General features: G+C 64.5%; 23 protein-coding genes and 1 pseudogene. 10 read left to right on the forward strand and 14 right to left on the reverse strand.

Annotated features, from left to right (window positions below; translation table 11 throughout):
• The first annotated feature begins 97 nt into the window (after positions 1-97).
• Positions 98-874: a cyclase family protein gene (locus WI560_RS22575; protein WP_375304926.1), complete on the forward strand. Its 777-nt coding sequence runs from the start codon at positions 98-100 to the stop codon at positions 872-874.
• Positions 875-884: 10 nt separating this feature from the next.
• On the opposite strand, the gene WI560_RS22580 is transcribed toward WI560_RS22575, so the two are convergent.
• The 3 genes from WI560_RS22580 to WI560_RS22590 all read right to left on the reverse strand — a co-directional run bounded on the left by WI560_RS22580 (position 885) and on the right by WI560_RS22590 (position 2,822).
• Positions 885-1,613, reverse strand: a complete 729-nt coding sequence (locus WI560_RS22580) for a Crp/Fnr family transcriptional regulator (protein ID WP_028137643.1) — start codon at positions 1,611-1,613, stop codon at positions 885-887.
• A gap of 280 nt (positions 1,614-1,893) precedes the next feature.
• On the reverse strand, positions 1,894-2,019 hold the full coding sequence (locus WI560_RS22585) for a hypothetical protein (protein ID WP_257196387.1): 126 nt from the start codon (positions 2,017-2,019) through the stop codon (positions 1,894-1,896).
• Positions 2,020-2,108: 89 nt separating this feature from the next.
• A complete protein-coding gene (locus WI560_RS22590) occupies positions 2,109-2,822 on the reverse strand; it encodes a helix-turn-helix domain-containing protein (protein ID WP_257175688.1) in 714 nt (237 codons plus the stop codon).
• A gap of 154 nt (positions 2,823-2,976) precedes the next feature.
• Between WI560_RS22590 and WI560_RS22595 the strand changes: the two genes are divergently transcribed.
• Entirely contained in the window at positions 2,977-3,294 is a 318-nt protein-coding gene (locus WI560_RS22595) for a c-type cytochrome (RefSeq protein WP_375304927.1), read from the forward strand.
• A 6-nt stretch (positions 3,295-3,300) separates the two neighbouring features.
• Here WI560_RS22595 and WI560_RS22600 read toward each other — a convergent pair whose 3' ends face one another.
• The 3 genes from WI560_RS22600 to WI560_RS22610 are packed head-to-tail and all read right to left on the reverse strand — an operon-like array spanning position 3,301 to position 6,314.
• Positions 3,301-4,404, reverse strand: coding sequence for an ABC-type transport auxiliary lipoprotein family protein (locus tag WI560_RS22600; protein ID WP_375304928.1), 1,104 nt, complete (start codon positions 4,402-4,404; stop codon positions 3,301-3,303).
• A 3-nt stretch (positions 4,405-4,407) separates the two neighbouring features.
• Entirely contained in the window at positions 4,408-5,175 is a 768-nt protein-coding gene (locus WI560_RS22605; protein ID WP_028137647.1) for an ABC transporter ATP-binding protein, read from the reverse strand.
• Between the two features lie 2 nt (positions 5,176-5,177).
• Positions 5,178-6,314: an ABC transporter permease gene (locus tag WI560_RS22610; RefSeq protein WP_257175691.1), complete on the reverse strand. Its 1,137-nt coding sequence runs from the start codon at positions 6,312-6,314 to the stop codon at positions 5,178-5,180.
• A 173-nt stretch (positions 6,315-6,487) separates the two neighbouring features.
• On the opposite strand from WI560_RS22610, the gene WI560_RS22615 reads away from it, so the two are divergent.
• Together WI560_RS22615 and WI560_RS22620 are read left to right on the forward strand one after the other, a co-directional pair.
• Entirely contained in the window at positions 6,488-6,763 is a 276-nt protein-coding gene (locus tag WI560_RS22615) for a hypothetical protein (RefSeq protein ID WP_375304929.1), read from the forward strand.
• Positions 6,764-7,264: a phage holin family protein gene (locus tag WI560_RS22620; protein ID WP_375304930.1), complete on the forward strand. Its 501-nt coding sequence runs from the start codon at positions 6,764-6,766 to the stop codon at positions 7,262-7,264.
• Between the two features lie 9 nt (positions 7,265-7,273).
• On the opposite strand, the gene WI560_RS22625 is transcribed toward WI560_RS22620, so the two are convergent.
• Both WI560_RS22625 and WI560_RS22630 read right to left on the reverse strand, forming a co-directional pair.
• The gene (locus WI560_RS22625; protein WP_375304931.1) at positions 7,274-9,967 is read right to left on the reverse strand and encodes a bifunctional acetate--CoA ligase family protein/GNAT family N-acetyltransferase; all 2,694 of its coding nucleotides are present in this window, start codon (positions 9,965-9,967) and stop codon (positions 7,274-7,276) included.
• 65 nt (positions 9,968-10,032) lie between these two features.
• Positions 10,033-10,413, reverse strand: a pseudogene (locus WI560_RS22630) (universal stress protein); the annotation flags it as partial.
• A gap of 213 nt (positions 10,414-10,626) precedes the next feature.
• On the opposite strand from WI560_RS22630, the gene WI560_RS22635 reads away from it, so the two are divergent.
• The 3 genes from WI560_RS22635 to WI560_RS22645 are packed head-to-tail and all read left to right on the forward strand — an operon-like array spanning position 10,627 to position 14,153.
• Positions 10,627-11,610, forward strand: a complete 984-nt coding sequence (locus WI560_RS22635; RefSeq protein WP_375304932.1) for a zinc-dependent alcohol dehydrogenase family protein — start codon at positions 10,627-10,629, stop codon at positions 11,608-11,610.
• Between the two features lie 22 nt (positions 11,611-11,632).
• Positions 11,633-13,195, forward strand: coding sequence for an AAA family ATPase (locus WI560_RS22640; RefSeq protein WP_375304933.1), 1,563 nt, complete (start codon positions 11,633-11,635; stop codon positions 13,193-13,195).
• Positions 13,182-14,153, forward strand: coding sequence for a CHAD domain-containing protein (locus tag WI560_RS22645; protein ID WP_375304934.1), 972 nt, complete (start codon positions 13,182-13,184; stop codon positions 14,151-14,153). The genes WI560_RS22640 and WI560_RS22645 overlap by 14 nt, the downstream gene beginning before the upstream one ends.
• Here the strand turns inward: WI560_RS22645 and WI560_RS22650 are convergent.
• Entirely contained in the window at positions 14,150-16,003 is a 1,854-nt protein-coding gene (locus WI560_RS22650; RefSeq protein ID WP_375304935.1) for a PHA/PHB synthase family protein, read from the reverse strand. The genes WI560_RS22645 and WI560_RS22650 overlap by 4 nt on opposite strands.
• 209 nt (positions 16,004-16,212) lie before the next feature.
• On the opposite strand from WI560_RS22650, the gene WI560_RS22655 reads away from it, so the two are divergent.
• Entirely contained in the window at positions 16,213-16,941 is a 729-nt protein-coding gene (locus tag WI560_RS22655; RefSeq protein WP_028137655.1) for a CBS domain-containing protein, read from the forward strand.
• A 38-nt stretch (positions 16,942-16,979) separates the two neighbouring features.
• Here WI560_RS22655 and WI560_RS22660 read toward each other — a convergent pair whose 3' ends face one another.
• The 3 genes from WI560_RS22660 to WI560_RS22670 form a co-directional block, all read right to left on the reverse strand.
• Positions 16,980-17,438 carry a RidA family protein gene (locus WI560_RS22660; RefSeq protein WP_375304936.1) on the reverse strand — a complete coding sequence of 153 codons (459 nt, stop codon included), beginning with the start codon at positions 17,436-17,438 and terminating at the stop codon, positions 16,980-16,982.
• A gap of 21 nt (positions 17,439-17,459) precedes the next feature.
• Entirely contained in the window at positions 17,460-19,151 is a 1,692-nt protein-coding gene (locus WI560_RS22665) for a benzoate-CoA ligase family protein (protein WP_375304937.1), read from the reverse strand.
• A 147-nt stretch (positions 19,152-19,298) separates the two neighbouring features.
• Positions 19,299-19,817, reverse strand: a complete 519-nt coding sequence (locus WI560_RS22670) for a MarR family winged helix-turn-helix transcriptional regulator (protein ID WP_028137658.1) — start codon at positions 19,815-19,817, stop codon at positions 19,299-19,301.
• Between the two features lie 250 nt (positions 19,818-20,067).
• Here WI560_RS22670 and WI560_RS22675 point away from each other — a divergent pair, with 250 nt between their 5' ends.
• Both WI560_RS22675 and WI560_RS22680 read left to right on the forward strand, forming a co-directional pair.
• Complete coding sequence (locus WI560_RS22675; RefSeq protein ID WP_257196400.1) at positions 20,068-21,243, forward strand: ABC transporter substrate-binding protein; 1,176 nt, start codon at positions 20,068-20,070, stop codon at positions 21,241-21,243.
• A gap of 30 nt (positions 21,244-21,273) precedes the next feature.
• Complete coding sequence (locus tag WI560_RS22680) at positions 21,274-21,729, forward strand: cupin domain-containing protein (protein WP_375304938.1); 456 nt, start codon at positions 21,274-21,276, stop codon at positions 21,727-21,729.
• Positions 21,730-21,738: 9 nt separating this feature from the next.
• Here WI560_RS22680 and WI560_RS22685 read toward each other — a convergent pair whose 3' ends face one another.
• On the reverse strand, positions 21,739-22,989 hold the full coding sequence (locus WI560_RS22685) for a flavin-dependent oxidoreductase (protein WP_375304939.1): 1,251 nt from the start codon (positions 22,987-22,989) through the stop codon (positions 21,739-21,741).
• Positions 22,990-23,040: 51 nt separating this feature from the next.
• Entirely contained in the window at positions 23,041-25,392 is a 2,352-nt protein-coding gene (locus WI560_RS22690) for a bifunctional salicylyl-CoA 5-hydroxylase/oxidoreductase (RefSeq protein WP_375304940.1), read from the reverse strand.
• Positions 25,393-25,425: the final 33 nt, after the last annotated feature.

Genomic DNA, 25,425 nt, shown 5'->3' on the forward strand with positions numbered 1-25,425 from the left:
TCGGGCGGGCAGGCTGCCGCCCGGCACGCGACTTGACGCCAGCAATCGAGGCCCCTCAAGATGACCGAAACAGCGGACCATCTCGAAGGAATGCCCAATGCCGCGGAAGCTGATCGATATCTCGGTGCCGCTCAGAAACGACGTGACGGCCGATCCGCCGGGCAACCATCCGACCATCCAGTATATCGACCACCAGCAGGGCCTGCCGCGGATGCTGCAATTCTTCGACGGCCTCAAGGCCCAGGATCTGCCTGACGGCCAGGGCTGGGCCGTCGAGCAGGTCTCGCTGTCGACCCACAACGGCACGCATCTCGACGCGCCCTGGCACTTCCATCCGACCATGAACCGCGGCGAACGGTCATGGACGATCGACGAGGTCCCGCTGGAATGGTGCTTTCAGTCCGGCGTGAAGCTCGACTTCCGGCATCTGCCCGACGGCTATGTGGCGAGCGCCGACGACGTCGAGAAGGAGCTGAAACGCATCGGGCACACCTTGTCTCCGCTGGAGATCGTGGTGGTCAACACCAGCGCCGGCGCAAAGTTCGGCAAGGCCGAATACGTCAATTCCGGCTGCGGCATGGGCTATGAAGCCACCATGTACCTGCTCGAGCGCGGCGTGCGGCTGACCGGCACCGACGGCTGGAGCTGGGACGCGCCGTTCGTCTATACCGCGAAGAAATATGTCGAGACGCGCGACGCCGGCCTGATCTGGGAGGGCCACAAGGCGGGACGGCATATCGGCTATTGCCATCTTGAGAAGCTGCACAACCTCGACCAATTGCCTTCGACCGGATTCACGGTCTCATGCTTTCCGGTCAAGATCGAACGCGCCTCGGCGGGGTGGACCCGCGCCGTCGCCATCATCGACACTTAGGCGGACGCCGTCACTCGCCGTCGAGGCCGCTCTCGGCGAGTTCGCGCAGCGCATCCGTATCCAGCACGACGATGGCGCCGTGCTCGAGGCGAACCCAGTTGCGGCCGGCCCAGGCGCGCAATTGCTTGTTGATGCTCTCGCGCGTCATCCCCACCATCTCGCTGATCTCCTGCTGCGTGATGGCGAGCGTGCCGCTGCCGGAGTCGAACTTGCGCTCCTCGGTGAGACCGAGCAGCGCGCTCGCGAGCCGGCCCGGCAGATTCTGCAGGATCACCTGCTCGACCTGCTGGCTGGTCCAGCGCAGGCGTGCGCAGAGCAGCTCGATGAATTTCATCGCCAGCGCCGGCTGGCTCTTCACGAACGGCAGGAAGTCCCGACGGTCGATGATGTAGAGCTCGCAATTGGTGTTGGCGGTTGCATCGGCCGATCTCGGCGCGCCGTCGAGCACCGCGATCTCGCCGAAGATTTCCCCGGGACCGATCAGGTTGAGAATCGCGTTACGGCCATCCGGCGAGGAGGAGGAGATCTTCACCGTCCCCGAGATCACCGCGAACAGATTGTTGCCGGGATCGCCCTTGGCGGCGATCGTCGCGCCGCGCTTCACGGTGGTGTGCTTGGCGTAGCGACAGAGCTGATCGAGCGCTTCCGGCTCCAGATCCGCGAAGATCGGGTGCTTGCGCAGGACCGATAGCTTGTTGCCCGCCGACTGTCGGGGATCGCCGGTCTTGTCCTGAGGCACGCCGCGGCTCCTAAGACTGCGAGGCACTGAGGTTCCTGCGTAGTCAACGTTATCAGGCTTTTCAACCGGAAAGCACGCGCGGGGTTTGAGACAAATGAGGCGAAAAAGCCGCGGTCGAGCCGAAAGCCCGCATCCGAAGGCTGCACCAGGGCATTCGAATCGATGCAGAGTTGCGGGCGACGCAAGGCCGCAATGCGTCGAGAAGGCCGGCGAACAGCCAAGCCGGCCGGACGAGCGTCAGCCTGTTGGCAGGTCTGAGCGGACTACGATCTCGGGAGCTTCAGCGCTTGGAATCCGGGTCGAGCCGGATGGAATTGGTTTGCCGGTCGGCCCAAGCCAGGACAGCGGCAAATACGACGAAGATTGCGACGACGACAACGGTCACCAGCAACGCGTCAGCGGGCATTGTTCCCTCCCCCATGATTTGCAGCATTATTTTGCTGCAGCGGGACGGCGTCATTGATCGAGATCAAAAACGTGGGGGGCGTCGGAAGGTCAGGCCGCAGCCAGCGCCTCGGCGCGCGCCGGATCGAGCAGGCTTATGCCGCCGTGAATAATCTCGATCACGCCGTGACGCTCCAGCTTGGTGAAGGTGCGACTGACGGTTTCGATGGTCAGGCCGAGGTAGTCGGCGATGTCCTGGCGGCTCATCGGCAGTGGAACCGTGTCGGATAGGCCCTTGTTCGCGACCAGCCGTTCACGCCAGCCGAGCAGGAAGGTCGCTACCTTCTCGTCGGCCGAACGACGGCCCAGCAGCACCATATGATCGCGCGCCTGGCTCAACTCGCGAATGGCCAGCTCGTTGATCCGCTTGAGCAGAAGCGGCCGGTCTTCGATGAAACGGCTGAACGGAGCTTTGGCGAACTGGCACACGGTCACGACACCGATCGCATCGGCCGAAAAATTGTGCCGGCCGGAAAGGTTCATCCCCAGGAAATCGCCAGGCAAGGCGAAACCGACGATCTGCCGCCGGCCGTCGGGCAGCAGCTTGTACAGCCGCATGACGCCCTCAAGGACGTTGTAGAACGAGGTCGTGATGTCCTCTTCAGAGAAAACGGTCTCGCCCGACTCGAAATGAACGCGGCGTCCGAGATGCTCGAACTCCCTGAGCTCGATCGCATTCAGCGACGAACAAACAGCCGCACCGCGTACGGCACAATCGTTGCAAAAATGTCCGTTCGGCTCAATCATGACCACGGAAGGCTTCATCCACCGCTCCCCGCGCCGGCTGCACCCCGCCCCCAGGCCGAGTCCACCGCGCGGCTGGATTTTACTGCACTGCGCCAAAGCCAATTGACTCAGATCAAATTTGGGTGGCATCCCCGTTTTATTCTGCTCCAGAGCTCGACGGGATCATTTTTCCATGCTGCAAGGCGCCCTACGTCACAGCCTGATTGGGCTGCTTCTAATTGCGCCTGCCCTGGCGGCACCGACCGCCGAACAGCGTGGCAAGGCCTTTGCAAGGGCCAATTGCGCGCGCTGCCATGCCATTGACCGCGCCTCCCGCAGCCCGCTCGAGGGCGCACCCCCGCTGCGCATCCTGCATCGGCGTTACCCCATCGAGACCCTGGGCGAGGCGCTGGCCGAGGGAATCAACACCGGTCACGCCGACATGCCGGCCTTCGAACTCAATCCAGACCAGATCCACGACCTTCTGTCCTACCTGAAAACCCTGGAATAACGGGCGTCATACCGCCTGCACGGTCCAGCCGATCAGCTCCTTGGCGATGCGGGCAAAGGCCGCGTCGAAGGCGGCGACTGAAGCGGCGGGCTCGACCTTGTCGAGCTTCTCGCTGGTTTCGACCAGACGCGAGGCAACCACCTTGCCGTTCTTGTCGACGATCCGCGCCGACAGTCCGATCTCCACCCTCGCCTCGCCCTCCGTGGCGATCCGAAAGCGCCGGATGTCGATCAGGAGCTGGTAATCCGCCTGACCGAGGTCGCTCGTGCGCAATGGGGCATGGGCGATGTCGTAATTCTCGAAACTGTCGATCAGGCGTGCCTGCACCAGTTTCGGAATGCTGTCGGCCCAGAGGAAGTCGGCAAAGCCAGGCCTGTCGCCGACGGGCGCGAACAGCATGCGCTGGGTCTGCAGCATTGCGACCGCGCTCGGCTCGGGGATGGCCAGAGACGCCGAGAGCGTCTTGCCGGCAGGCCCGAGGTTCTGCGGAATGTGCAGGTCGTAGGTGACCTTCTGCGCGGGAGCGCCGCCGCCGGTCATCTTCTCCAGGCCGGCCAGAATGCCATCGATCTTTCCGGTGTTGCGCGCGAGCCCATCGGAGAACGTCTTGAAGTTCGCGATGGTATCCTTCAGCGGGCCGGAATTGTCCTGAAGCACCGTATCGACCCGCCGCAGCGCATCACGCGCCGCCTGCGTCATGCTCTGACCAGCACCGGCCTCGGCGATCAGGGTCACGGGCTCGCCGGATTTGGCGACGATCATGCCGCCCTCCAACGTCACCACCGGCACGCCGGTCAGGCCCTGGAATTCGAGACCGACCCTGGTATCGGAGCGGACCGGCGTGGCGGTCGCAACCGAAATCGTGGCATTGACGAAGCGCGGGTTGTCCGGCGCGAGCCCGAGCTGGGTCACCTCGCCGACGCGGATGCCGTTGAACAGCACGCCGGCCCCGACCAGGAGGCCTGGCACCGGCCCCTGGAATTGCACATGGTAGTTCGTGCGCGGCCCAATGCCGCCGGTGTTGTTCAGCCAATAGACGAAGCCGAACACCGCGAGGATCGCGGCCAGCACGAAACTGCCGATCAGCACGTAGGGAGCGCGGGTTTCCATGTCTCATCTCATCTCGTGTTGCAGCATCTGCGAGCGCTTGCCGTGGAAATAAGCGCGCACCCAGGGATGCTCGGATTGCAGCAATTCCCGCATCGGGCCGATCGCCACGATCTTGCCGTCGGCGAGCGCGGCAACGCGGTCGCAGACGGTGGTCAGGCTCGCAAGATCGTGGGTCACCATGAACACGGTGAGCCCAAGCGTCTTTTGCAGCGTCTTGATCAGCGCATCGAAATCGCCGGCGGCGATCGGATCGAGGCCGGAGGTCGGCTCGTCCAGGAACAGGATCGGCGGATCGAGCGCGAGCGCGCGGGCCAGCGCCACGCGCTTGGTCATGCCGCCGGACAGCTCCGCCGGATATTTGTCGGCGTCCTGGGGACGCAGGCCGACCATTTCGAGCTTGGCGATCGCGATCTCGTCCATCAGCTCCTGCGACAGGACCAGATTTTCGCGCAAGGGAAACTGGACGTTCTGGCGGACCGTCAGCGAGGAGAACAGCGCCCCCTGCTGGAACAGAATGCCCCATGTCGTGGCTGCGCCTCGACCGTGCCCCCCGGTCGGTTGTCCCATGACGTCGATGGTCCCGCCCCGGCGCGGGATCAGGCCGATGATGGTCCGCATCAGCACCGACTTGCCGCCGCCGGACGCCCCGACCAAGCCAAGGATCTCGCCGCGGCGGACATCGAGCGACAGATGGTCGAGCACCGTCTGGCGGCCGAAGCCGACCACGAGATCACGGACGCGGATCGCGAACTGGTCTTGCGATGCGTCCATCGTCACATTCCGATCGAGGCAAAGAAGACCGCAAACAGGCCGTCGAGCACGATCACCAGGAAGATCGATTTCACCACCGACGTCGTGGTCTGCCGCCCGAGCGACTCGGCGCTGCCCTTGACCCGCAGTCCCTCGCTGCAGGCCACGATCCCGATCACCAGCGCCATGAACGGCGCCTTCAGGATGCCCACCTCGAAATGCGTGACGGAGATGGCCTCGTGCAGCCGCGCGATGTAGATCGCCGGTCCCATATCGCCATAGAATTGTGCAACGAGGCCGCCGCCATAGAGCGCGGCGATCGATCCAATGAAAGTGAGAATGGGCAAGGCAATGACCAGGGCCGCAACGCGCGGCAGGATCAGGACGTCGACGGGATCGAGCCCCATGGTCGACAGCGCGTCGATCTCCTCGCGCATCTTCATCGAGCCGAGCTCGGCGGTGTAGGCGCTTCCCGACCGGCCGGCGACCATGATGGCGACGATCAGCACGCCGAGCTCGCGCAGCACCAGGATGCCGACCATGTCGACGGTGTAGGACTCCGCGCCGAACCGGCGGAAATGGAAGAAGCCCTGTTGCGCGATGATGGCGCCGATCAGGAAGGTGATCAGCGCGACGATGGGAATCGCCTGCCACCCAATGCGGTAGAGCTGATAGACCAGCGAGGTCAGCCGCAGCGAGCCCGGCCGGCGCAGCACGCCGACTATAGCCATGAACAAGGCACCGAGCATCTGGAGGAAGATCGTGATGTCCTCGCGCGATCCGACCGTCGACTTGCCGAGATCGCCGAGCCTCGACAGCACCGGGTTGGGCGCAGCCGTCGGGGCCGGTGTGTGGCGGTTGACCTGGCGCACCTCATCCATCAGCCCGCTGAAGTGATCGGCGACGCCGACGAACTGGGCCGACCTTCCGGATGATGCGGCCCTGCGCGACAGCTTCTCCAGGACCCAGGCGCCGAGCGTGTCGAGCGCGCTGACGCCCGACATGTCCAGGGTGACGGCGCGCGAGCGATCGACGTCGGCTCCGACCGACCGGGACAATGTCTCGAGCGTCACCACATTCGCGGCGGTCCAGGGCCCTTCGGGGCGCAGGTTCAGCACGTCGCCGGACGGCGTCGCGAGCAACAGCGGTTCGTGGTTCACGCTTCCACCTCGTCGGGACAATCGGTCCCCATTCAGACGGCATTTCTAGGCCAGCATATGGCGGCCGGCTTGACCTGTCTCAAGAGCGAACGGCAGTGCCGATTGACGCAAATCAAGCGTGATCGGGGACGCGGGCCCTAGGCTTGCGTCCGTTCAATGGGGGTATCAGGTCCATGTTCGACCGTGACAGGATGAGCGAAGAATTGCGAACGCTGAAGGTTGATGTGACGCGCTTGCTGAGCACCGCCGGCGAAGAGATGTTCGAGAGCTGGAAAGATCGCGCCGAGGCGCTCGCCGATCAGATCAGGGCTGCGCTCACGGAGCTCGGCGAGACCGTCGAGGAGGAGCAGGAGCAACTCCAGGGCCTTATTGCAGACCGTCCTGTCGCATCGCTCGCCTCAGCCTTCGCGCTCGGCGTGGTTGTCGGCTTCATGCTGAGGAGACACTAGGTGAATACCGAGAACGTGGTCAAACACCTGCGCGTGCTGTGGCGCACCGACAGGATCATCGCGGACATCAGGCTGCGTCATCTGCTGATCGGCCTCGGCCTGCGCGCCTTCGCCGCACTGATTGCTGCGTTCGGGCTTCTGATGCTGGAGCTGGCGGCCTATTTCGCGCTGGTTCAGATCTGGAGCGCGATCGCCGCGGCGGCCATCCTCGGTGCCGTCAATTTCGCCATCGCCGTTGCCATCTTCGTCATCGCCGGCCGCGCTCCGTCCGGCCGCGACATCGAGCTCGCCGGCGAAATCCACGACGCCTCCATCGAAGCGCTTCAGCTCGAGGCGCGCGCGCTCCAGGCCCAGGTGTCGGGCGCGGTGCATCATCCGCTCAGCACGATCGTGCCGGTGCTGGTGCCGCTGATCGCGATCATCGTGAAGAATTTGCGGTCGACGGCCAGAACATCGGCCAAGACATCTACCGCCGCAGGTTCGGCCGAAGGGTCCTCCTGAGGAGGGTGCTCAGAGTTTCAACTTGACGTCGCAGATGTCGGGTTCGGCCGGATCCGGCTTGACCTCGAAACCCAGGTTTCGGCACATTTCGAGCATCACGATGTTCTCCTGGAGCACGTCGCCCGAGATGACTTTCAGTCCTTCCGACTTGGCGTAGTCGATGATGAGCTGCATGAGGGCCCAGCCGAGCCCCCTGCCCTTCAGGTCGGACCGCAGCAGGATCGCGTATTCACCGTTCTCGTAGACCGAATCCGAATGGAGCCGGACCACGCCGACCATCTCACCGGTGGCCTCGTCGAATGCAATGAAGGCCATCGCGCGCGCATAGTCGAGCTGGGTCAGGCGCGCGATGAACTCGTGGGTAAACTCCTTCATCGGCGCGAAGAAACGCAGGCGCAGGTCGTGCGGCGTGACGTGGCGCAGGAATTCGTGGATGGTCGGCTCGTCCTCCGGGCGCATGGGCCGCACGAAGATGCGCCAATCATCCTTGAGCTTGAGGCGGCGCTCCCATTGCGACGGATAGGCGCGAACGGCGAAATTGGCCGGGCCGGAGCCGACGAACTTCCGCTGCGGCGGACCGACCGCGACGCGGGCATCCACCGCAGTCACGCCGGTTTCGTCCGCCAGCAACGGATTGATGTCGAATTCCCGGATCTCAGGAATATCGGCGGCCATCTGCGCCAGCTTGACCAGCACCATGGCGACCGCGTCCTGCTTGACCGCCGGCACATCACGATAGGCCTTCAGCAGCCGCGATACACGCGTGCGGTCGATCAAATCGCGGGCGAGCTGCAAATCGAGCGGTGGCAGCGCAAGCGCCTTGTCGTTGATGATTTCCACCGCCGTGCCGCCACGGCCGAATACGACGACAGTTCCGAAAGTGGGATCGTCGGCGAGGCCCAGGATCAGCTCGCGCGCCTTTGCCTTGACGACCATGGCCTGGACGATGACGCCGCCGATGCGGGCTTCCGGGCGCAGCTTCTTTGCACGTGCCATAATGCCCGTGGCCGCGCCCCGGACTGCTTCGGGCGTGGTCAGATTGAGCACGACGCCGCCGACATCGGATTTGTGGACGATGTCCCGCGACATGATCTTCAGCACGACGGTGTCGCCCTGTGCGAAGATATCGTTCGCATAGGCCACCGCCTGCTCGACATCGGCTGCCGCATAGGTCGGCACCATCGCGATGTCATAAGCTTCGAGCAGATTCTTGATCTCGACCGGCTCCAGCCATTGCCGGCCATCCGCGATCGCGGCGGTGACGATCTGCCGCGCCCCTCGAGCGTCCGGAACGAACGTGTCGGGCATCGCGGGGGGAACCTGGCTCAGCTCCTCCACCACTTCGCGGTGCCGGACCAGATGCATGAAGCCGCGCACGGCGTCGTCCTCAGTCGGATAGTTCGGCACACCCGCGCTTGAAAGCGCCTGGATGATGTGCTGATCGGCGCCGACCCAGGCCGCCAATACGGGCTTCGCCCAGTTGCGGTGCTCCTTCCGGTATTTGCCGACGAGCTCCGTCACGGTCTGAGCGATCTCGGCCGCCGAGGCGATCGCAGTTTGCACGTTGAGAACCAGAACGGCGTCATTGTCGCGATCGGCCAGCAGCAGCTCCAGCGCCGCCGCATAGCGCGCGGCATCGGCGTCGCCCACGATGTCGACGGGATTTGCACCGGACCAGGTCGGCGGCAACGCAGCATCCAGCTTCCTGCGCGTCTCCGCCGAGATGGTCGCCGGAATTCCACCGAGTTCGACCAGTCGATCGACGGCGAGCACGCCGATGCCGCCGCCATTGGTCAGGATGGCGAGGCGCTTTCCGGCTGGCGATTCGACGCGGCCGAGTGTCTCGGCACAATCGAACAGCTCACGCAGGTCGGAGACCCGCAGGACGCCCGCGCGGCGGAACGCCGCGTCGTACACGGCGTCAGCGCCGGCGAGCGCGCCGGTATGCGTGGCAGCCGCCTTCGCGCCCTGCGCCATGCGGCCGGACTTCACCACGACGACGGGCTTCACGCGCGCGGCGGCGCGCGCAGCCGACATGAACTTGCGCGCATCCTTGATGGACTCGATGTAGAGCAGGATCGCGCGCGTCTTGTGATCCATCGCGAAATAGTCGAGCAGATCGGCAATGTCGACATCGATCTGATCGCCGATCGAAACGATGCCGGAGAAGCCGACGCCGCGTTGCGCGGCCCAATCGACCATGCCGGCGGCAATCGCGCCCGATTGCGAGATCAGCGCGAGGCTGCCCGCCCCCGGCATATGCGCAGCAAAGCTGGCATTCAGGCTGACTCCGGGCATCATGATGCCGAGACAGTTAGGTCCGATCAGCCGCATACCGTACTTGCGGGCTGCGGTGATGGCAGCCTCGTGCAGAGATCCCGGTCCGTGGCCGAGCCCGGCCGAGACGATCAAGGCGCCCGCCGAGCCGCGACGGCCGGCCTGGTCGATGATGCCAGGAATCTCACGCGCAGGCGCGGTGACGATGACGAGCTCGGGCACGAAATCGAGAGCGTCCAAACTCTTGACCGCGGCGATGCCGCTGATTTCGGCATGGCGTGGATTGACGAGGCCAAATCGCCCCTTGAATTCGGCCTTGCGAATGTTCTCGAGAACGGCGCGTCCCACCGAGACCGGACGGGCGCTTGCGCCGACGAGCGCAACTGAACGCGGCGCCAAGAGATTATTCAGACGATAAGTTGACATGAAAGCAAATGCACCCGCTCGGCGACGGTTCGATGATTGACGATCAGGCTGGACGAATGGCGAGCCTAGTGCGAGATCATAACCCAGCATGGTGGCTCGCCAATGACGGTCGTTGTCACACCGCCCCAGACGATCTCATTCAAGGGCGAATGATGATAGGCGCCCATCACGATGGCGTCCATGCCGGGGGAATTCGCCCAATTTCGCAAGACCTTGCCGATCGAGCTGCCGCGGCTCGTCGCCGCCTCGAACGAGACATGGACACCGTGTTCCCTCAGATTTTCGACCAGAGCGGTTCCGGATTGCACAATCGCGTCGGTCTTCTCATCCGCCACGGTCACCACGCGAACAGAGGCCGCCGTCTGCAGGACCGGCAACGTGTCGCCGACCGCACCTGCCGCATGCGCGGAGTGATCCCAGGCGATCATGACGTTCTCGAGTTCTGGGCCCGCGCGGCTGGCCGGCAAGCGGCAGAAAGACGTCCTTGATGGGCATCGGGATTCTCCTTGGCGCCACGATAGGCCGGCGCTCGTCGAGACGCTTGATCCTCGTCAAGCCAGGGAAACGCGGTCTGGAGCCGGCGTTGACCGGCGTCAAGGACTGGCACATCGGCTATTCTATGGATAGTTCAGTCGGAGCGGTTCGCCCCGGAGAAGCTCATGCGCGCGATGGTATTGCCGGCCCCGCGAACGCGGCTCCAGCTGGAGCAGCGGCCCGACCCGATACCCGGCGAGGGTCAGCTCCGCGTGAAGATCAGCGCCTGCGGGGTCTGCCGGACCGATCTTCATCTCGTCGATGCCGAGCTGCCCGATATTCGCTATCCGATCGTACCCGGTCACGAGATCGTTGGTCGGGTCGATCTCGTGGGCCCCAATGTCGCAACGCATGCGCCCGGTGATCGGGTCGGCATTCCCTGGCTCGGCTTCACCTGCGGACATTGTCGCTTCTGCCGGGACGGCATGGAAAACCTGTGTGACGCACCGCTGTTCACCGGCTACACCCGCGATGGCGGCTACGCGACCCACACCGTCGCTGACGCCCGCTACGCTTTCCCGCTCGGTGAGGCCGGCAACGACGAAGAGATTGCGCCTCTGCTCTGCGCCGGTCTGATCGGCTGGCGCTCGCTGGTACTGGCCGGCCCTGCCGAACGACTCGGCCTCTACGGCTTTGGCGCGGCCGGCCACATCATTGCGCAGGTCGCGCACTGGCAGGGGCGATCGGTCCATGCATTCACGCGACGCGGCGATGCTGCCGCGCAAGATCTCGCCCGTCGTCTCGGTGCCGTCTGGGCGGGAGCATCAGACGAGCTGCCAGACGAGCCGCTCGACGCCGCCATCATCTACGCACCATCAGGCGAGCTTGTGCCGGCTGCGCTGCGCGCGGTCCGCAAAGGCGGACGCGTCGTATGCGCCGGCATCCACATGACCGACATTCCAAGTTTCCCCTATGATCTGCTCTGGCAGGAGCGGCAGCTGGTCTCCGTCGCCAACCTGACCCGGCAGGATGGCATCGATTTCCTCAAGATCGCTCCACAAGCGGGCGTGCGCACCGAAACGACGGCATTTCCGCTCGAGCAGGCCAACGAAGTTCTGGCCATGCTGCGGGCCGGTCAGATTCTCGGCGCGGCCGTTCTGACGCCCTGATGGTGCTCGGATGTCCATTTCCATGAAAGACGAAATGGCGACCCAGGAGCGGGTCTTCCGGACGCTCACGGGCCATCCCGGCGTGACGCGGATCGACACGCATGGAGCCTCGGTGTTCCTCGACGGCAAGCGCGCGCTGAAGATCAAGCGCGCCGTCCGATTTCCCTTCCTCGACTACTCGACGCTCGAAAAACGCAAGGCGGCGTGCGAGGAGGAGATCAGGATCAACCGGCCGTTGGCGCCGCAGGTCTATCATCGCGTCGTGGCGATCTCGGAAGAGCCCGATGGGTCGGTGCAGGTTGGCGGCGCCGGTCGGGCCATCGAGTATGCGGTGGAGATGTCGCGCTTCGACGAAAGCAAAACGCTGGATCATCTGGCGAAGGCCGGGCCGCTGGATGCAAAGCTCGCCTTGGCCGCCGCAGACGCGATCGTGGCTTCGCATGTAGGGGCGGCCGACCCCGACGGAAAAGTATGGGTCTCATCCATCCCCGCCCTGATTGACGGCAACAGTCAGGGCCTGCGGGCTGGCGGGCGTTTGGGCTCGGAAGACGTCGAAAAGCTTAGTCAAGCCTCGCACGAGGCCTATTCGCGTCTCCGCCCCTTGCTCGCGGAGCGCGGCCGGAAGGGTTTTGTCCGCCGTTGCCACGGCGACCTGCATCTCGCAAACATCGTTCTGATCGATGACCGGCCCGTGCTGTTCGACGCCATCGAGTTCGATGCGCAGATGGCGACCGTCGACGTGCTCTACGATCTCGCATTCACGCTGATGGACCTGTTGCACCACGATCAGCCGCGCGCGGCCAACATCGTCCTGAACCGATATCTCGCCGCGACCCCCGCCGATAATATGGACGCGCTCTCGACCCTGCCGCTGTTCATGTCCGTCCGGGCGGCGATCCGCGCCCAGGTGGCTTTGGCACGGCTGAGGCCGCCGCATTCCGACGACCCCGGCATTCTCGAGCAGGCACGGCGCTATTTTGACCTCGCCACGATGCTGATCCATCCTGCCGCCCCGCGCCTGATCGCCGTCGGCGGATTGTCGGGCACCGGCAAGACAGTGCTGGCGCAAGCGCTGGCGCCCCGCATCGCACCGCCGCCCGGAGCCGTCGTGCTGCGCAGCGACATCGTCCGCAAGCAGATGTTCGGGGTCGACGAAACCCATCGCCTGCCGCCCACCGCCTACACGCCGGAGCATGCAGGCCGCGTCTACGACACGCTGGCTCAACTTGCCCGGCGGGTGCTGGCGCAAGGCCATTCCGCGATCATTGACGGCGTATTTGCCCGCGAGGACGAACGAGACGCGATCGCGGCACTGGCGAGGGAGTGCAACGTGCCGCTGGACGGCCTGTTCCTGGTTGCGGACCTCGCGACCCGGCAGATGCGGATCGGACGCCGCCGGGGAGATGCATCCGACGCCACGCAAGAGGTTGCCGCGCTGCAGGAGCGCTATAATATCGGCCGTGTCGGTTGGGCGACCATCGATGCATCCGGGACGCTAGAGCAGACGCTCCAGAACTGCCGGAACGCGATCGCTGCAGGCAAACAGGGCAATCTGATTGGCGCGGGCAAAGATGGCGCGACCTAGCACGATCTCGACAGCCGCTCGCGTCACGCCGGCGGCACGTCGCAATGCCCTGCCTGGCCGCCTCAGTCCCGGTATGGCCTGCGATACCGCGTTCCGGATCATCGCGCGCCGTCACCTTGCCGCCATCCTCGCCCAGCATGACGGCACCTGCCGCGGCGATCCCGATGCGCTGCACCAGATCCGGATCGCCCTGACGCATCTGCGCACCGCCATCCGCTTCTTCTCGCCGATGGTCGACGACGCCCTGCGACCGACGATCTGGGCCGAGCTGAAATGGCTGAACAGCCAGCTTGGCATGGTGCGGGACCTCGATGTGGCGATCGAGCGGGTCGTGGCCGAGAGCGGCGACGAGCTCGCCGTGATCGCCGAGCTTCAACACTGGGACGAAAAACGCGCCGAGAGCCATCGCGAGCTGGCGCGCGCGCTGCAATCCCCGCGCTATCGCCGCCTTGTCGAGCAGACCTCGGCCTGGATCGAGAGCGGCCCCTGGTCGACCCGGCGCAGCAAGGAAGCCATCCGGTTGCGCCGCTGCACGCTCGCTGACCATGCAATGGAGCGGCTGGCCGAGTGGGAGACGAAGCTACTCAAGAAGGCGCGGAAGCTCCGCAAGCTCGACGTCGAGAAGCGTCACAAGCTGCGGCTTCTCAACAAGCGAATGACCTATTCGATCGAGTCACTCCAGGACCTGTTCGCCGATAAATCGCTGACGAAACAGAAGTCCATCCTCAAGCGATTGCGCAAGGCGCAACGGTCGCTCGGACAATTGAACGACGACGCGCGCGGCCAGGCGCTGGCCGCATCATTGAATGGCGCCGGCCACGAAGCCGGCAAGCGCTTCCTCAACCGCAAGCGGGAAAAGAAGCTGCTGCGGAAAGCGTCGGCCGCCTACCGCAAACTGGACAGGACCAAGCCCTTCCGCTCCTCGGACCTCGCGCCAGGATCCGAACCGGAATCTTAGGTGTGGACGTAGTCCCCCGGCGCATCGGGCAGTCCCGGCGCGTCTCCAACTCCGGTCCGGGGCGGATCGCAGGGCGCGCCGGAATGCGCCGCTAGCCAACTGGCCCATTCCGGCCACCATGAGCCCTCGACGTGCGGAGCCAGCTTCAGCCATTCGTCCGGACCAACGTAGGGTGCGTCGGCAGCCTTGGTCAGCACCTGATAGCTATGGCCGGGCTCCTCGGGAGGTGCAACGACACCGGCATTGTGACCACCGCTGGTCAACAGGAACGTCACGTCGGCATCGACCTGGTAGTGGATCTTGTAGACGGATCGCCACGGCGCCACGTGATCGGCGAGGGTGCCGACCACGAACATCGGCGCGTGAATATCGGACAGCGAAACGCTCCTGCCGTCGACCTGATAGCGCCCGCCGGCCAGATCGTTGTCGAGGAACAGCTTACGCAGATATTCCGAATGCATGCGATAGGGCAGCCGGGTTGCGTCCGCGTTCCAGGCCATCAGGTCGCTCGGCGGCGCGCCCTCGCCCATCAGATAGTCATGTGACAGACGCGACCAGATCAACTCGTTGGAACGCAGCAGTTGAAAGGCGCCGGCCATCTGCGTCGTGTCGAGATAGCCTCGCTGCCACATCATGTCTTCGAGAAAGGCGACCTGGCTCTCGTTGATGAACAGCGTCAGCTCCCCGGCCTCGGTGAAATCGGTCTGCGCCGCAAGGAGAGTGACGGTGCCGAGGCGGTTGTCGCCGTCGCGTTCCATCGCCGCCGCGGCGATCGACAGCAGCGTGCCGCCCAGACAATAGCCGAGCGCATGCGTCTTCCGCCCCGGCACGATCAGGCCGATCATGTCCAGCGCCACCATGACGCCCAGCTTGCGATAATCGTCAAAGGCGAGATCCCTATCCCTCGCATCCGGATTGCGCCAGGAGATCGCGAACACGGTGAACCCTTGGCCGGTCAGATATTTGACCAGCGAGTTCTGCGGCGAGAGATCGAGAATGTAGTACTTCATGATCCAGGCCGGCACGATCAGGATCGGCTCGGGCCTCACCTGCGCGGTGGTCGGGTGGTACTGAATGAGCTCGATCAGTTCGTTGCGGTACACGACCTTGCCGGGCGAAGCGGCCACGGTCTTGCCGACCACGAACTGCTCCCCACCCGCCAACTTGGAGTTGGAGAGCAGGCGCATCAGATCACTGCACCAATTCTGCCAGCCAAAGACGAAATTCTCCCCGCCGCTCTGGAACGCCTTCTCCAGCACCTTCGGATTGGTCGCTGCGAAATTCGACGGGGCCAGCATGTCTAGCATCTGGCGCATCGAGAACTCGACGATGGCCTCATTGGGGTGCGACACGCCACGCACGCCCGTCGCGGCATCGCGCCACCAGCGTTCTGCGAGCAAGAACCCCTGCGCCAGCAGATTGAACGGCGCAGTCTCCCATTGCGGTCCACTGAAACGGCGGTCCCGCCCCTGCGGCTGAATCACGGTCCACGGCTTCTGCTCCGGCGACGCCGCGTGCGCGGCGGCTTCCGCCAGCCGGCCGATGTCGCGCAGGATGGTGCGGGAAATCTCCATCTGGCGCTGCGGCGCCGCAGCGAGATGCGAGCCCCAATCGAGCCAGGCAAGCGACAAGGCCAGCGGCGAAATTCCGCCGGTGAACCGTGCCAGCATGGCATGAAAGGCGCGGTCGAGTGGATATGGCTCGGATTCAGGCGGAGGGTCGGCGGCGGCCGTCTTCTCCGCGGGCTTTTCGGCGCTCGCCGTCGAAGCTCCGGGAGCAGCGGCGGCACTGAGCGGGAGGGCCTGCACCGGCGGCTCTTCGGCCCGTGAAAATATCTGCACGACGCTCATGGCTCAATGATCCCAAGGGCTGCTGTCTGATGTCGACGGAAGGATATGGCGAGGCCTCGGATAGGCGTTGAGCTGCATCAAATCGGGGACGGGTCACAATCGCTTCATTGGGACGGACGGGCTCCGTCCCATTGACCTGAGTCAAGCCGCACCCGGGCGCCCGGGGTAGTTTTTGCGCATCGAAATTTGACAAGCCAGCGGAGTTGTCCATGCGCGCCCACCAGATCATGACCCGGTCGGTCATCTCGGTTACCCCCGACACCAGCATCGTCGAGGCGGCGAATATCATGCTGAAGCGGCATGTCAGCGGCCTCACGGTGGTCGACGAGACCGGCAAGCTGGTCGGCGTCGTCTCCGAAGGCGATTTCATTCGCCGCAGCGAAATCGGCACAGGGCGCAAGCGCGGACGCTGGCTGCGGTTCATCCTGGGTCCGGGCAAATCCGCCAGCGATTTCGTCCACGAGCACGGCCGCAAGGTCTCGGAAGTGATGACCGACACGCCCATCACCATCACGGAGGATACGGCGCTCGCCGAGATCGTCGACCTCATGGAGCGCAACAACGTGAAGCGGCTGCCCGTGGTGCGCGGCGACAAGGTCGTCGGGATCGTATCGCGAGCCAACCTGCTGCAGGCGGTGGCGGGGCTCGCCCGCGAGGTGCCGGATCCGACGGCGGATGACGATCACATTCGCAGCCGTATCATCGAGACCATGGAAAAGAACGACTGGTGCCCGTTCGGGCTCAACGTCATCGTCCGTGACGGCATCGTTCACCTCAGCGGCGTCATCACCGAAGAGCGCACACGGCAGGCGGCGATCGTCGCCACTGAGAACGTCGAAGGCGTGAAGAAGGTGCACGACCATCTGTGCTGGGTCGACACCATGTCGGGCATCTATCTGAACTCGCCGGAGGACGACGAACTCGCCAAGGCGAGCTGACAAGGTAGGCTGACAAGGCGAGCCTGTGTCTGGGCGATTCAGCGCGGAATGACGGCGGTGGCCTCGATCTCGACGCGAGCCGCCTTCTCGACGAGGCGCACCACCTGCACCAGCGCCATCGCGGGGTAATGTGTGCCGAAGATGGCGCGGTAGACCTTGCCGAGCGCCTTCAGGTTGGAGAGGTACTCGTCCATGTCGACGACGTACCAGGTCAGCCGCACGAGGTGCTCGGGCCGCGCGCCGGCCTCGGCCAGGATCGCCGCGATGTTGCTCAGGGTCTGGCGCACCTGCGCAACAAAGCCGTCGGCGAGACACTCCTCGGCGTCCCAGCCGATCACGCCGCCGGTGACCACGATGCGCCCTTCGGCGGCCATGCCGTTGGCATAGCCCTTCGGCATCGGCCAGCCCGACGGCTGGAGCACCTGCACCCGCGAACGGGTGCCATCCTCGGCGGCTGTCGGCAGCACCGCGAGCTGCGGGCCCTTCGGCGTCGTCACGGACAATTCGTCATCCTTTTCTCATTCCGCCGCGACGCCCGAGGACGTCACGGCGGCCTGCGCCAGTTGCCGCAGGGCAAAACGCTTCAGTTTGCCGGTCTCGGTCTTCGGCAATTGCGTCACGAACGCGATGGCCCGCGGATATTTGTATGGCGCGATCTCGCGTTTGACATGCTCCTGCAGCTCGGCCACGAGCTGAGCATCCGGCGTCACGCCGGGTGCAGCGACGACATAGGCCTTCACGATCATGCCGCGCGCCTCGTCGGGGGCGCCGACCACACCGCACTCGGCGACCGCCGGATGGGTGAGCAGGGCCGCTTCGACGTCCGTGCCAGCGATGTTGTAGCCGGAGGACACGATCATGTCGTCGGAGCGGGACTGGTACCAGAAATAGCCGTCGCTATCCATCAGATAGGTATCGCCGGTGATGTTCCAGCCGTTCTGGACGTACTTGCGCTGGCGCTCGTCGGCGAGATAGCGGCAACCGGTCGGCCCGCGCACCGCGAGCTTGCCCATCGTGCCCGCCGGCACGTCATGGCCGTCGTCATCGACGATCTTGGCCTCGTAGCCCGGCACGGGCTTCCCGGTGGCGCCGGGACGGATCTCATTCTCGGTCGCGCTGATGAAGATGTGCAGTAGCTCGGTCGAGCCGATGCCATCCATCAACTTGATGCCGGTCGCCTTGAGCCAGGCGTCGAAGGTCGGCTTGGGCAGAGTCTCGCCGGCGGAGACGCATTTGCGCAGCGAGGAAATGTCGCGCCCGGCGAGCTTGCCGATCATAGCGCGATACGCCGTGGGTGCGGTGAAACAGACCGTGATCCTGTACTGCTCGATCGCCGCCAGGATATCGTCGGGCGTCGTCTTTTCCAGCACCACGAAGGAGGCGCCGATGTGCATCGGAAACAGCACGCCGCCGAATCCGAAGGTGAACGCGAGCGGCGCCGAGCCGACGAAGCGATCGGTCTGCTCGGCCCGCAGGATGTTGCGCGCATAGCCGTCGCAGACCGCGAGCATGTCGCGGTGGAAATGCATGGTGCCTTTGGGATCGCCTGTCGTGCCGGACGTAAAGGCGATCAGGCAGACGTCGGCGGCGGCGGTATCGACGGCTTCGAACTCCGGACGTGCGTCGGCGATGAGCGCTTCGAGCGAGTCCGGCGCGCCGTTGCCCCAATAAACGATACGCTTCAGATGGGGGGCGGCAGCCCTCGCCTTTTCCATTTCTTCGGCGAGCTTGCCGTCGCACAGCGCCAGCGCAATCTCCGCCTTCTGGATCGGATAGGACAGCTCCTTGGCGCGCAGCAGAGGCATCGTGGCCACGACTATGCCGCCGGCCTTGATCACCGCGAGATAGGTCGCAACCATCATCGGGTTGTTGGCGGAGCGCAGCAGCACCCGCCCGCCGGGGACGAGACCGAGCTTGCCGACCAGCACATTGGCGATCCGGTTCACGAGCGCCTGCAGCTCGCGGTAGGTGTAGCTGACGGCGGGGCTCATGACGCAGGGCGCATCCCCATGGCCCAGCCCGACCCAGCGGTCGAGGAAGTAGCTGACACAGTTCAATCGGGGCGGATAGGTCAGCTCCGGCCGCGTGAAGATGAAGTCGGGCCAGAGTTCGCGCGGCGGCAGATGCTGCTGCGCAAACGTATCGACATGGGCCGTGGCGGCGTTGCCGTCATGCGAGCCCGTGACTTGAACCTTGGCGGCGTTGGCCATCGCACGCTCCTTTCAGCATGGATTGCACCCGGCAGCACGATCTGGAAAACATTTTAGGCTTAAAACAATTCGGCGCAATAGCGGATTTTGGGCATCCCGTGCTTTTTCATGCGGCAAAAGGGATGGGGCGGCCCGCCGACCTCGCGCTCACGGCCGGCGGCGCGCGGCCGATTTCTGCGCCGACGCCTTGGTCTTGGCGAGCAGCCGCATCAATTCGCGGACGTCTTTCGGCGAGAGATCGGCGAACAGATCGGCGATCCAGGTCTCGTGTTCCGCAGCCATGCGCCGGAACTCGGCGCGACCGAGCTTCGTGAGGCGGATCACCTGGACACGACGATCCGTTTCCGACGTGCGACGGTCGAGATGACCGGACTCCACAAGGCGCTCGACCAGCCCGGTGACGTTCCCGTTCGACACCATCATGCGTTTGGAGACATCGGACAGCGTCATGCCGTCAGGCGCCTTGTCGAGCTGCGCCATCAGGTCGAACCGGGGCAGCGTGACGTCGAACCGCTGCCGCAGCCGGCCGCGGACCTCGCCCTCGATCAGCGTCGTGCAGGTCAAGAGGCGCAACCACAGCCGCAGCTCGTCGGCGTGGTCTTCCGGCGTTTCGACGGCCTTGGTCTCGGAATCGAGCATCTCGATGCAGTCACTCTCGGCGGGCATTGGCGCCAGCACGGATTCCCCAACATTTTGAGCTTCAAGTAAATCAGAGCCGGCTGCAAGTCCAAAGCTGCAACAATCGACCGTAGAGGAATTTCTTTAGGCTTCAAATAATTGGCGCGCCGCTTGCATGCGCGCTGCCCGCAGGATGGCGATGGTTTGCGCGCTGCTTGCCGCGGCAGCCGTCATCGGCATAAGCTTGGATTGAAGTACGCGGCTTGCAGCGCAAGCCTCGATGTCACGGGGACAGATCATGAAGACGCAATTGACCTTGGCCGCAGCCGCCTTGCTCGTCGGCACCGCCCTCAATCCAGCCGTGGCGCAGGAGAAGATCAAGCTGGGCGTGGTGGTGACCCTGTCGGGACCCGCCGCTGCGCTGGGTCAGCAAGTCCGCGACGGCTTTGCGCTCGCGGTGAAGGATCTCGGCGGCAAGATGGGCGGCCGTGATGTCGAGGTGATCGTTGCGGATGACGAGCTCAAGCCGGATGCGGCGGTGACCAAGGTCAAGGGGCTTCTGGAGCGCGACAAGGTCGACTTCGTGGTCGGCCCGATCTTCTCCAACATCCTGCAGGCGATCCACCGGCCTATCACGGAATCGAAAACCTTCCTGATCAGCCCCAATGCCGGTCCGTCGACCTTCGCCGGCAAGGACTGCAACCCGTTCTTCTACGTGACTTCGTACCAGAACGACCAAGTGCACGCGATCCTCGGCAAGGTCGCGCAGGATCGCGGCTACAAGCGCATGTACCTGATGGTGCCGAACTATCAGGCCGGCAAGGATTCGGTGGCGGGCTTCAAGCTCGACTACAAGGGCGAGATCGTCGAGGAATCCTATATGCCGCTGAACACGCTGGATTTCCAGCCGGAGCTGTCCAAGATCGCCTCACAGAAGCCCGATGCGCTGTTCACGTTCATGCCCGGCGGCCTCGGCGTCAATCTCGTCAAGCAGTACCGGCAGGCCGGCCTCGCCGACAGCATTCCGGTGCTCTCGGCGTTCACGGTGGATGAATCGACCCTGCCGGCCCAGCAAGATGCCGCCGTCGGCATGTTTGGCGGTGCGAACTGGGCACCCAATCTCGACAATCCCCAGAACAAGAAGTTCGTGGCGTCCTACGAGGCCGCCTACAATGTCGTGCCCGGCACCTACGCCTTCCAGGCCTATGACGCCGCGATGCTGATCGACAGCGCGGTCAAGGCCGTGAAGGGCGATCTGTCGAACAAGGCAGCGGTCCAGGCGGCGCTGAAGAAGGCCGACTTCACCTCGCTGCGCGGCACCTTCAAGTTCAACACCAACGGCTATCCCATCCAGGATTTCTACCTGACCAAAGTCGCCAAGCGTCCGGACGGCAAGTTCCAGACCGAGATCGTCCAGAAGGTCTTCGAGAATTACGGCGACCGCTATGCCAAGGACTGCAAGGCGGCGAACTAAGGCCGCGCATCGCGTTACGGGAGGACTAAAATGAAGAGCGAAATCACCGGCATCACCCGGGCGAATGAGGGCATCCAGGGCATTTCCTGGAACATCCTCGGCCAGACCTATGTGCCGAAGAGCTACGCCGAGCACAGCTTCTCCTGGCATGCGACACTTCCGCCGGGCACGTTTGTGCCGCCGCACATTCATCCCGATCAGGATGAGTATCTCTACATGCTGGAGGGCAAGCTCGATTTCGTGCTCGGCAATTCCGAGGCGCAGGCGGCCGCCGGCGATCTGATCCGGCTCGGCATGGGCGTGCCTCACGGCATCTTCAACAAGTCGGAGCAGACCGCAAAAGTGCTGTTCTGGGTCTCCCCGAGCCGCAAGCTGTTCGACCTGTTCTGGGGCCTTCACAACATGAAGGAGCAGAAGCCGGAGGACGTGGTGGCGTTGGCGGCCGAGTTCAACATCCACTTCCTGCCGCCGCCGCCCGGCGGCTAGCGGCGCGGTTCAGGCGCGCACCGCCGCGAGTCCCGGCACGGCGGCGAAACCGGCCTTGGCGGCATAGCCGCGCACGATGGCCTCGCGCTGGGAATAGCTCAGCACATTGTCGACATTGTCGAAGCCATCAGGGGCGAGCTGCTCGACGGCGTCGATGACGCCCTCGGGGCCGCCGCGCCGGTTGGAGCGAACGATATCGGCCGTCATCGGCAGCCGCTTCTTCTCATACTCGAGCAACGCCTGACGCGGATGCTCGGCGCGCACCAGCGCGTCGGCAAGGCAGCGCGCGTCGAGGATCGCCTGCGAGGCGCCGTTGGAGCCGACGGGATACATGGGATGCGCGGCATCGCCGAGCAGCGTGACCCGTCCGGACGACCAGTAAGGCAGGGGATCGCGGTCGCAGGTCGGATATTCGTAGAATTCGGGTGTCGCCGCGATCAGGCTCTTCACGTCGATATAGGGCACCGAGAAGCGCGCGACGTGCGGCATCAGCTCCTCGCGGCGGCCCGGCCGTGACCAGTCCTCCTTGCGCGGCGGCGGGGCGTTACCCTCCCCGACCTTTACCAGTACGGCCCAATTGGTCAGGCGGCTGGCCGGGCTCGATCCTTCCGCGATCGGATAGATCACCACCTTGGCATTGAGACCGCCGGCCACGATCATCGATTTGCCGGTCAGGAACAGCGGCCAGTCGCGCGCGCCGCGCCACAGCATCAGGCCGTTCCAGCACGGCGGTCCCTCGTTCGGGAACAGCGTCTCGCGGACGCGGGAATGGATGCCGTCGGCGCCGATCAGAATGTCGCCTCGCGCGGTGTGAATGTGCGCGCCAGCGCGATCGAAGAAATAGGCGGTGACGCCGCCCTCGTCCTGTGTGAACGAGCCCAGCCGGCAGCCGGTGTGAATGGCATCGGCCCCAAGCCGTTCGTCGACGGCGCGGTGGATGACGCCTTGGAGGCGGCCGCGGTGGATCGAGAATTGCGGCACGTCGTGGCCGGCGTCGATGCCGCGGGCTTCGCGCCAGACCTCCTGACCATGGCGGTTGAGATAATAGAGCTGGTCGGTGCGGATCGCGACGTCATCGAGCTTCTGGAGCAAACCAAGACCGGCGAGTTCCCGCATGGCATGCGGCAACGTGTTGATGCCGACCCCCAGCTCGCGAATGGTGTCGGCTTGCTCGAAAATCTCGCAGTCGAGGCCGCGCGACCGCAACATCAATGCCGTGGTGAGACCACCGATACCGCCACCGACGATAATCGCCTTCATCGCCCTTACTCCACTCGAAACACAGGCAATGGGTTAACGTCGCACGGGCGGTCACTCCGCCGCAAGCGGGTTTGTCGCCTCCGCCTTGAGCTCGGCCCGGGTCTTGGGCTTAGCCTTAATTCTCAGCTCCTCGAGGTCCTGCCGGTCGCGCACGCTGTTGCGGAAAATTTGCTCTTTTCCCGGCAGATATTGCGGCGGACAGAATGCCCCATCTGCGCCGTACCAGGCCGCCGCCTTCATGGTGAAAAACGGATCGACCAGATGCGGCCGGCCGAGCGCGACGAGATCCGCTCGGCCGGCTGCCAGGATCGTATTGGCCTGGTCCGCCGTCGTGATGTTGCCGACGCACATCGTCGCCACCCGCGCCTCGTTACGGACCTGATCCGAGAACGGAGTCTGGAACATGCGGCCGTAGACCGGCTGCGCATCGCGGACGGTCTGTCCCGTCGAGACGTCGACGAGGTCGACGCCAGCTTCGGCGAAAGCGCGTGCAATTGCCACGGCATCGTCGCCAGTGATACCGCCTTCAGCCCAATCGGTCGCGGAAATACGAACCGACATCGGCTTATGCTTCGGCCATACAGCCCGCAGTGCTTCGAAGATCTCGAGCGGGAACCGCAGACGGTTCTCGAGCGAGCCGCCATATTCGTCCGTGCGAGAGTTCGTCAGTGGCGAGATGAAGCTCGCGAGCAGATAGCCGTGGGCGCAGTGCAGCTCGAGCATGTCGAAGCCGCAGCGCTCGCCGCGCTCGGCCGCCGCAACGAAGGCCTCCCTCACCGCGTTCATGCCGGCGCGGTCGAGCTCGCGCGGCACCTGACTGTCGGGAAAATAGGGCAGCGGCGATGCCGAGACCACGTCCCAGCCGCCCTCCTCCAAGGGACGGTCCATCCCGTCCCACATCAGCTTGGTCGCGCCCTTGCGGCCGGCGTGGCCGAGTTGCAGGCAGATCTTTGCAGCCGAATTGCCGTGGACGAAATCCACGATGCGCCGCCAAGCGGCTTCCTGCTCGTCGTTCCACAATCCGGCGCAGCCGGGCGTGATGCGGGCATCGCGGCTGACGCAGGTCATCTCGGTGAAGATGAGGCCGGCACCGCCGATCGCACGCGAGCCATAGTGCACGAGGTGGAAATCGGTCGGCACGCCCTCCTTCGCCGAGTACATGCACATCGGCGACATCACGGCGCGATTGGCGATCTCCATCTCGCGCAGCCGAAACGGCTGAAACAACGGCACCGCCGGCTTTTGGGTGTCGACCTCAAAGCCGCTGTCGCGAACCTGTCTGGCAAACGACCTCTCCACCTCGGCCACGAAATCGGGCGCGCGAAGCCTGAGGTTGTCGTAGGTGATCGCCTTCGACCGCGTCATCACGCCGAAGGCAAACTGCACGGGGTCGAAATCCCAGAAGCGGTCGACGTGCTCGAACCAAACCAGCGACACGTCGGCGGCGTGCTGCGTCTTCTCGACCTCCTCGCGGCGGCCGTGCTCGTAAATGTCGAGTGCGGCCTTGATGTCCGGGGCCCTCTCCATCGCTTCGGCAAGCGCGATCGCGTCTTCCATCGCGAGCTTGGTGCCGGAGCCGATCGAGAAATGCGCGCTCGCCTTGGCATCGCCGAGCAGCACCATGTTGTCCTTGACCCAGCGCTTGCTGCGGATCATCGGGAAATTGCGCCACATCGAGCGATTGGTGAGCAGCTTATGCCCATCGAGGAACCAGCCGAAGATCTCGGCCATCCGCGCGGCGGACTGCGTCTCGTCCAGTCCTGTCAGGCCGGCGCGCTCGAACGTGTCGGGATCGGTCTCGAAGATCCAGGTCGAGTGTCCGGCCTCATACTGATAGGCGTGGGCGATGAACGGCCCCCACTCGGTTTCCTGGAAGATGAAGGTGAAGGCGTCGAGCGGCCTGGTCGAGCCCATCCAGGCGAACTTGTTGGTACGCAGATCGACTTCCGGCTCGAAATGATCGACATGTTTCTCGCGGAAGCGGCTATTGATGCCGTCGGCGATCAGCACCAGGTCGGCATCGGCGAAGCGGGCTTCGTCCTCAATGTCCACCTCGAAGTGCAGGGCGACCCCGAGCTCGCGCGCACGCTCCTGCAGGATCAGAAGCAGCTTGCGCCGGGAGCAGCCGCAGAAGCCGTTGCCGCCGACCCGGTGCACGGTGCCGCGAAAATGCACGGCGATATCATCCCAGTACGCGAACTCCTGGGTGATGCGGCGATAGCTCGGCAGATCATGCTTTTCGAAATTGTCCAGCGTGGCATCCGAGAACACCACGCCGAAGCCGAAGGTATCGTCGGCCCGGTTGCGCTCATACACGGTGATATCGGCGCCGGGGCGCTGCTTCTTGAGCAGGATCGCAGCATAGAGACCCGCAGGTCCGCCACCGATGATCGCGACTTTCATGGGAGCCTCGCCAATTCACCCGGTCATGAAACT

Origin of the sequence: Bradyrhizobium sp. A11 (assembly GCF_042077125.1) — a bacterium.
GTDB classification, from domain to species: Bacteria; Pseudomonadota; Alphaproteobacteria; order Rhizobiales; family Xanthobacteraceae; genus Bradyrhizobium; species Bradyrhizobium japonicum_B.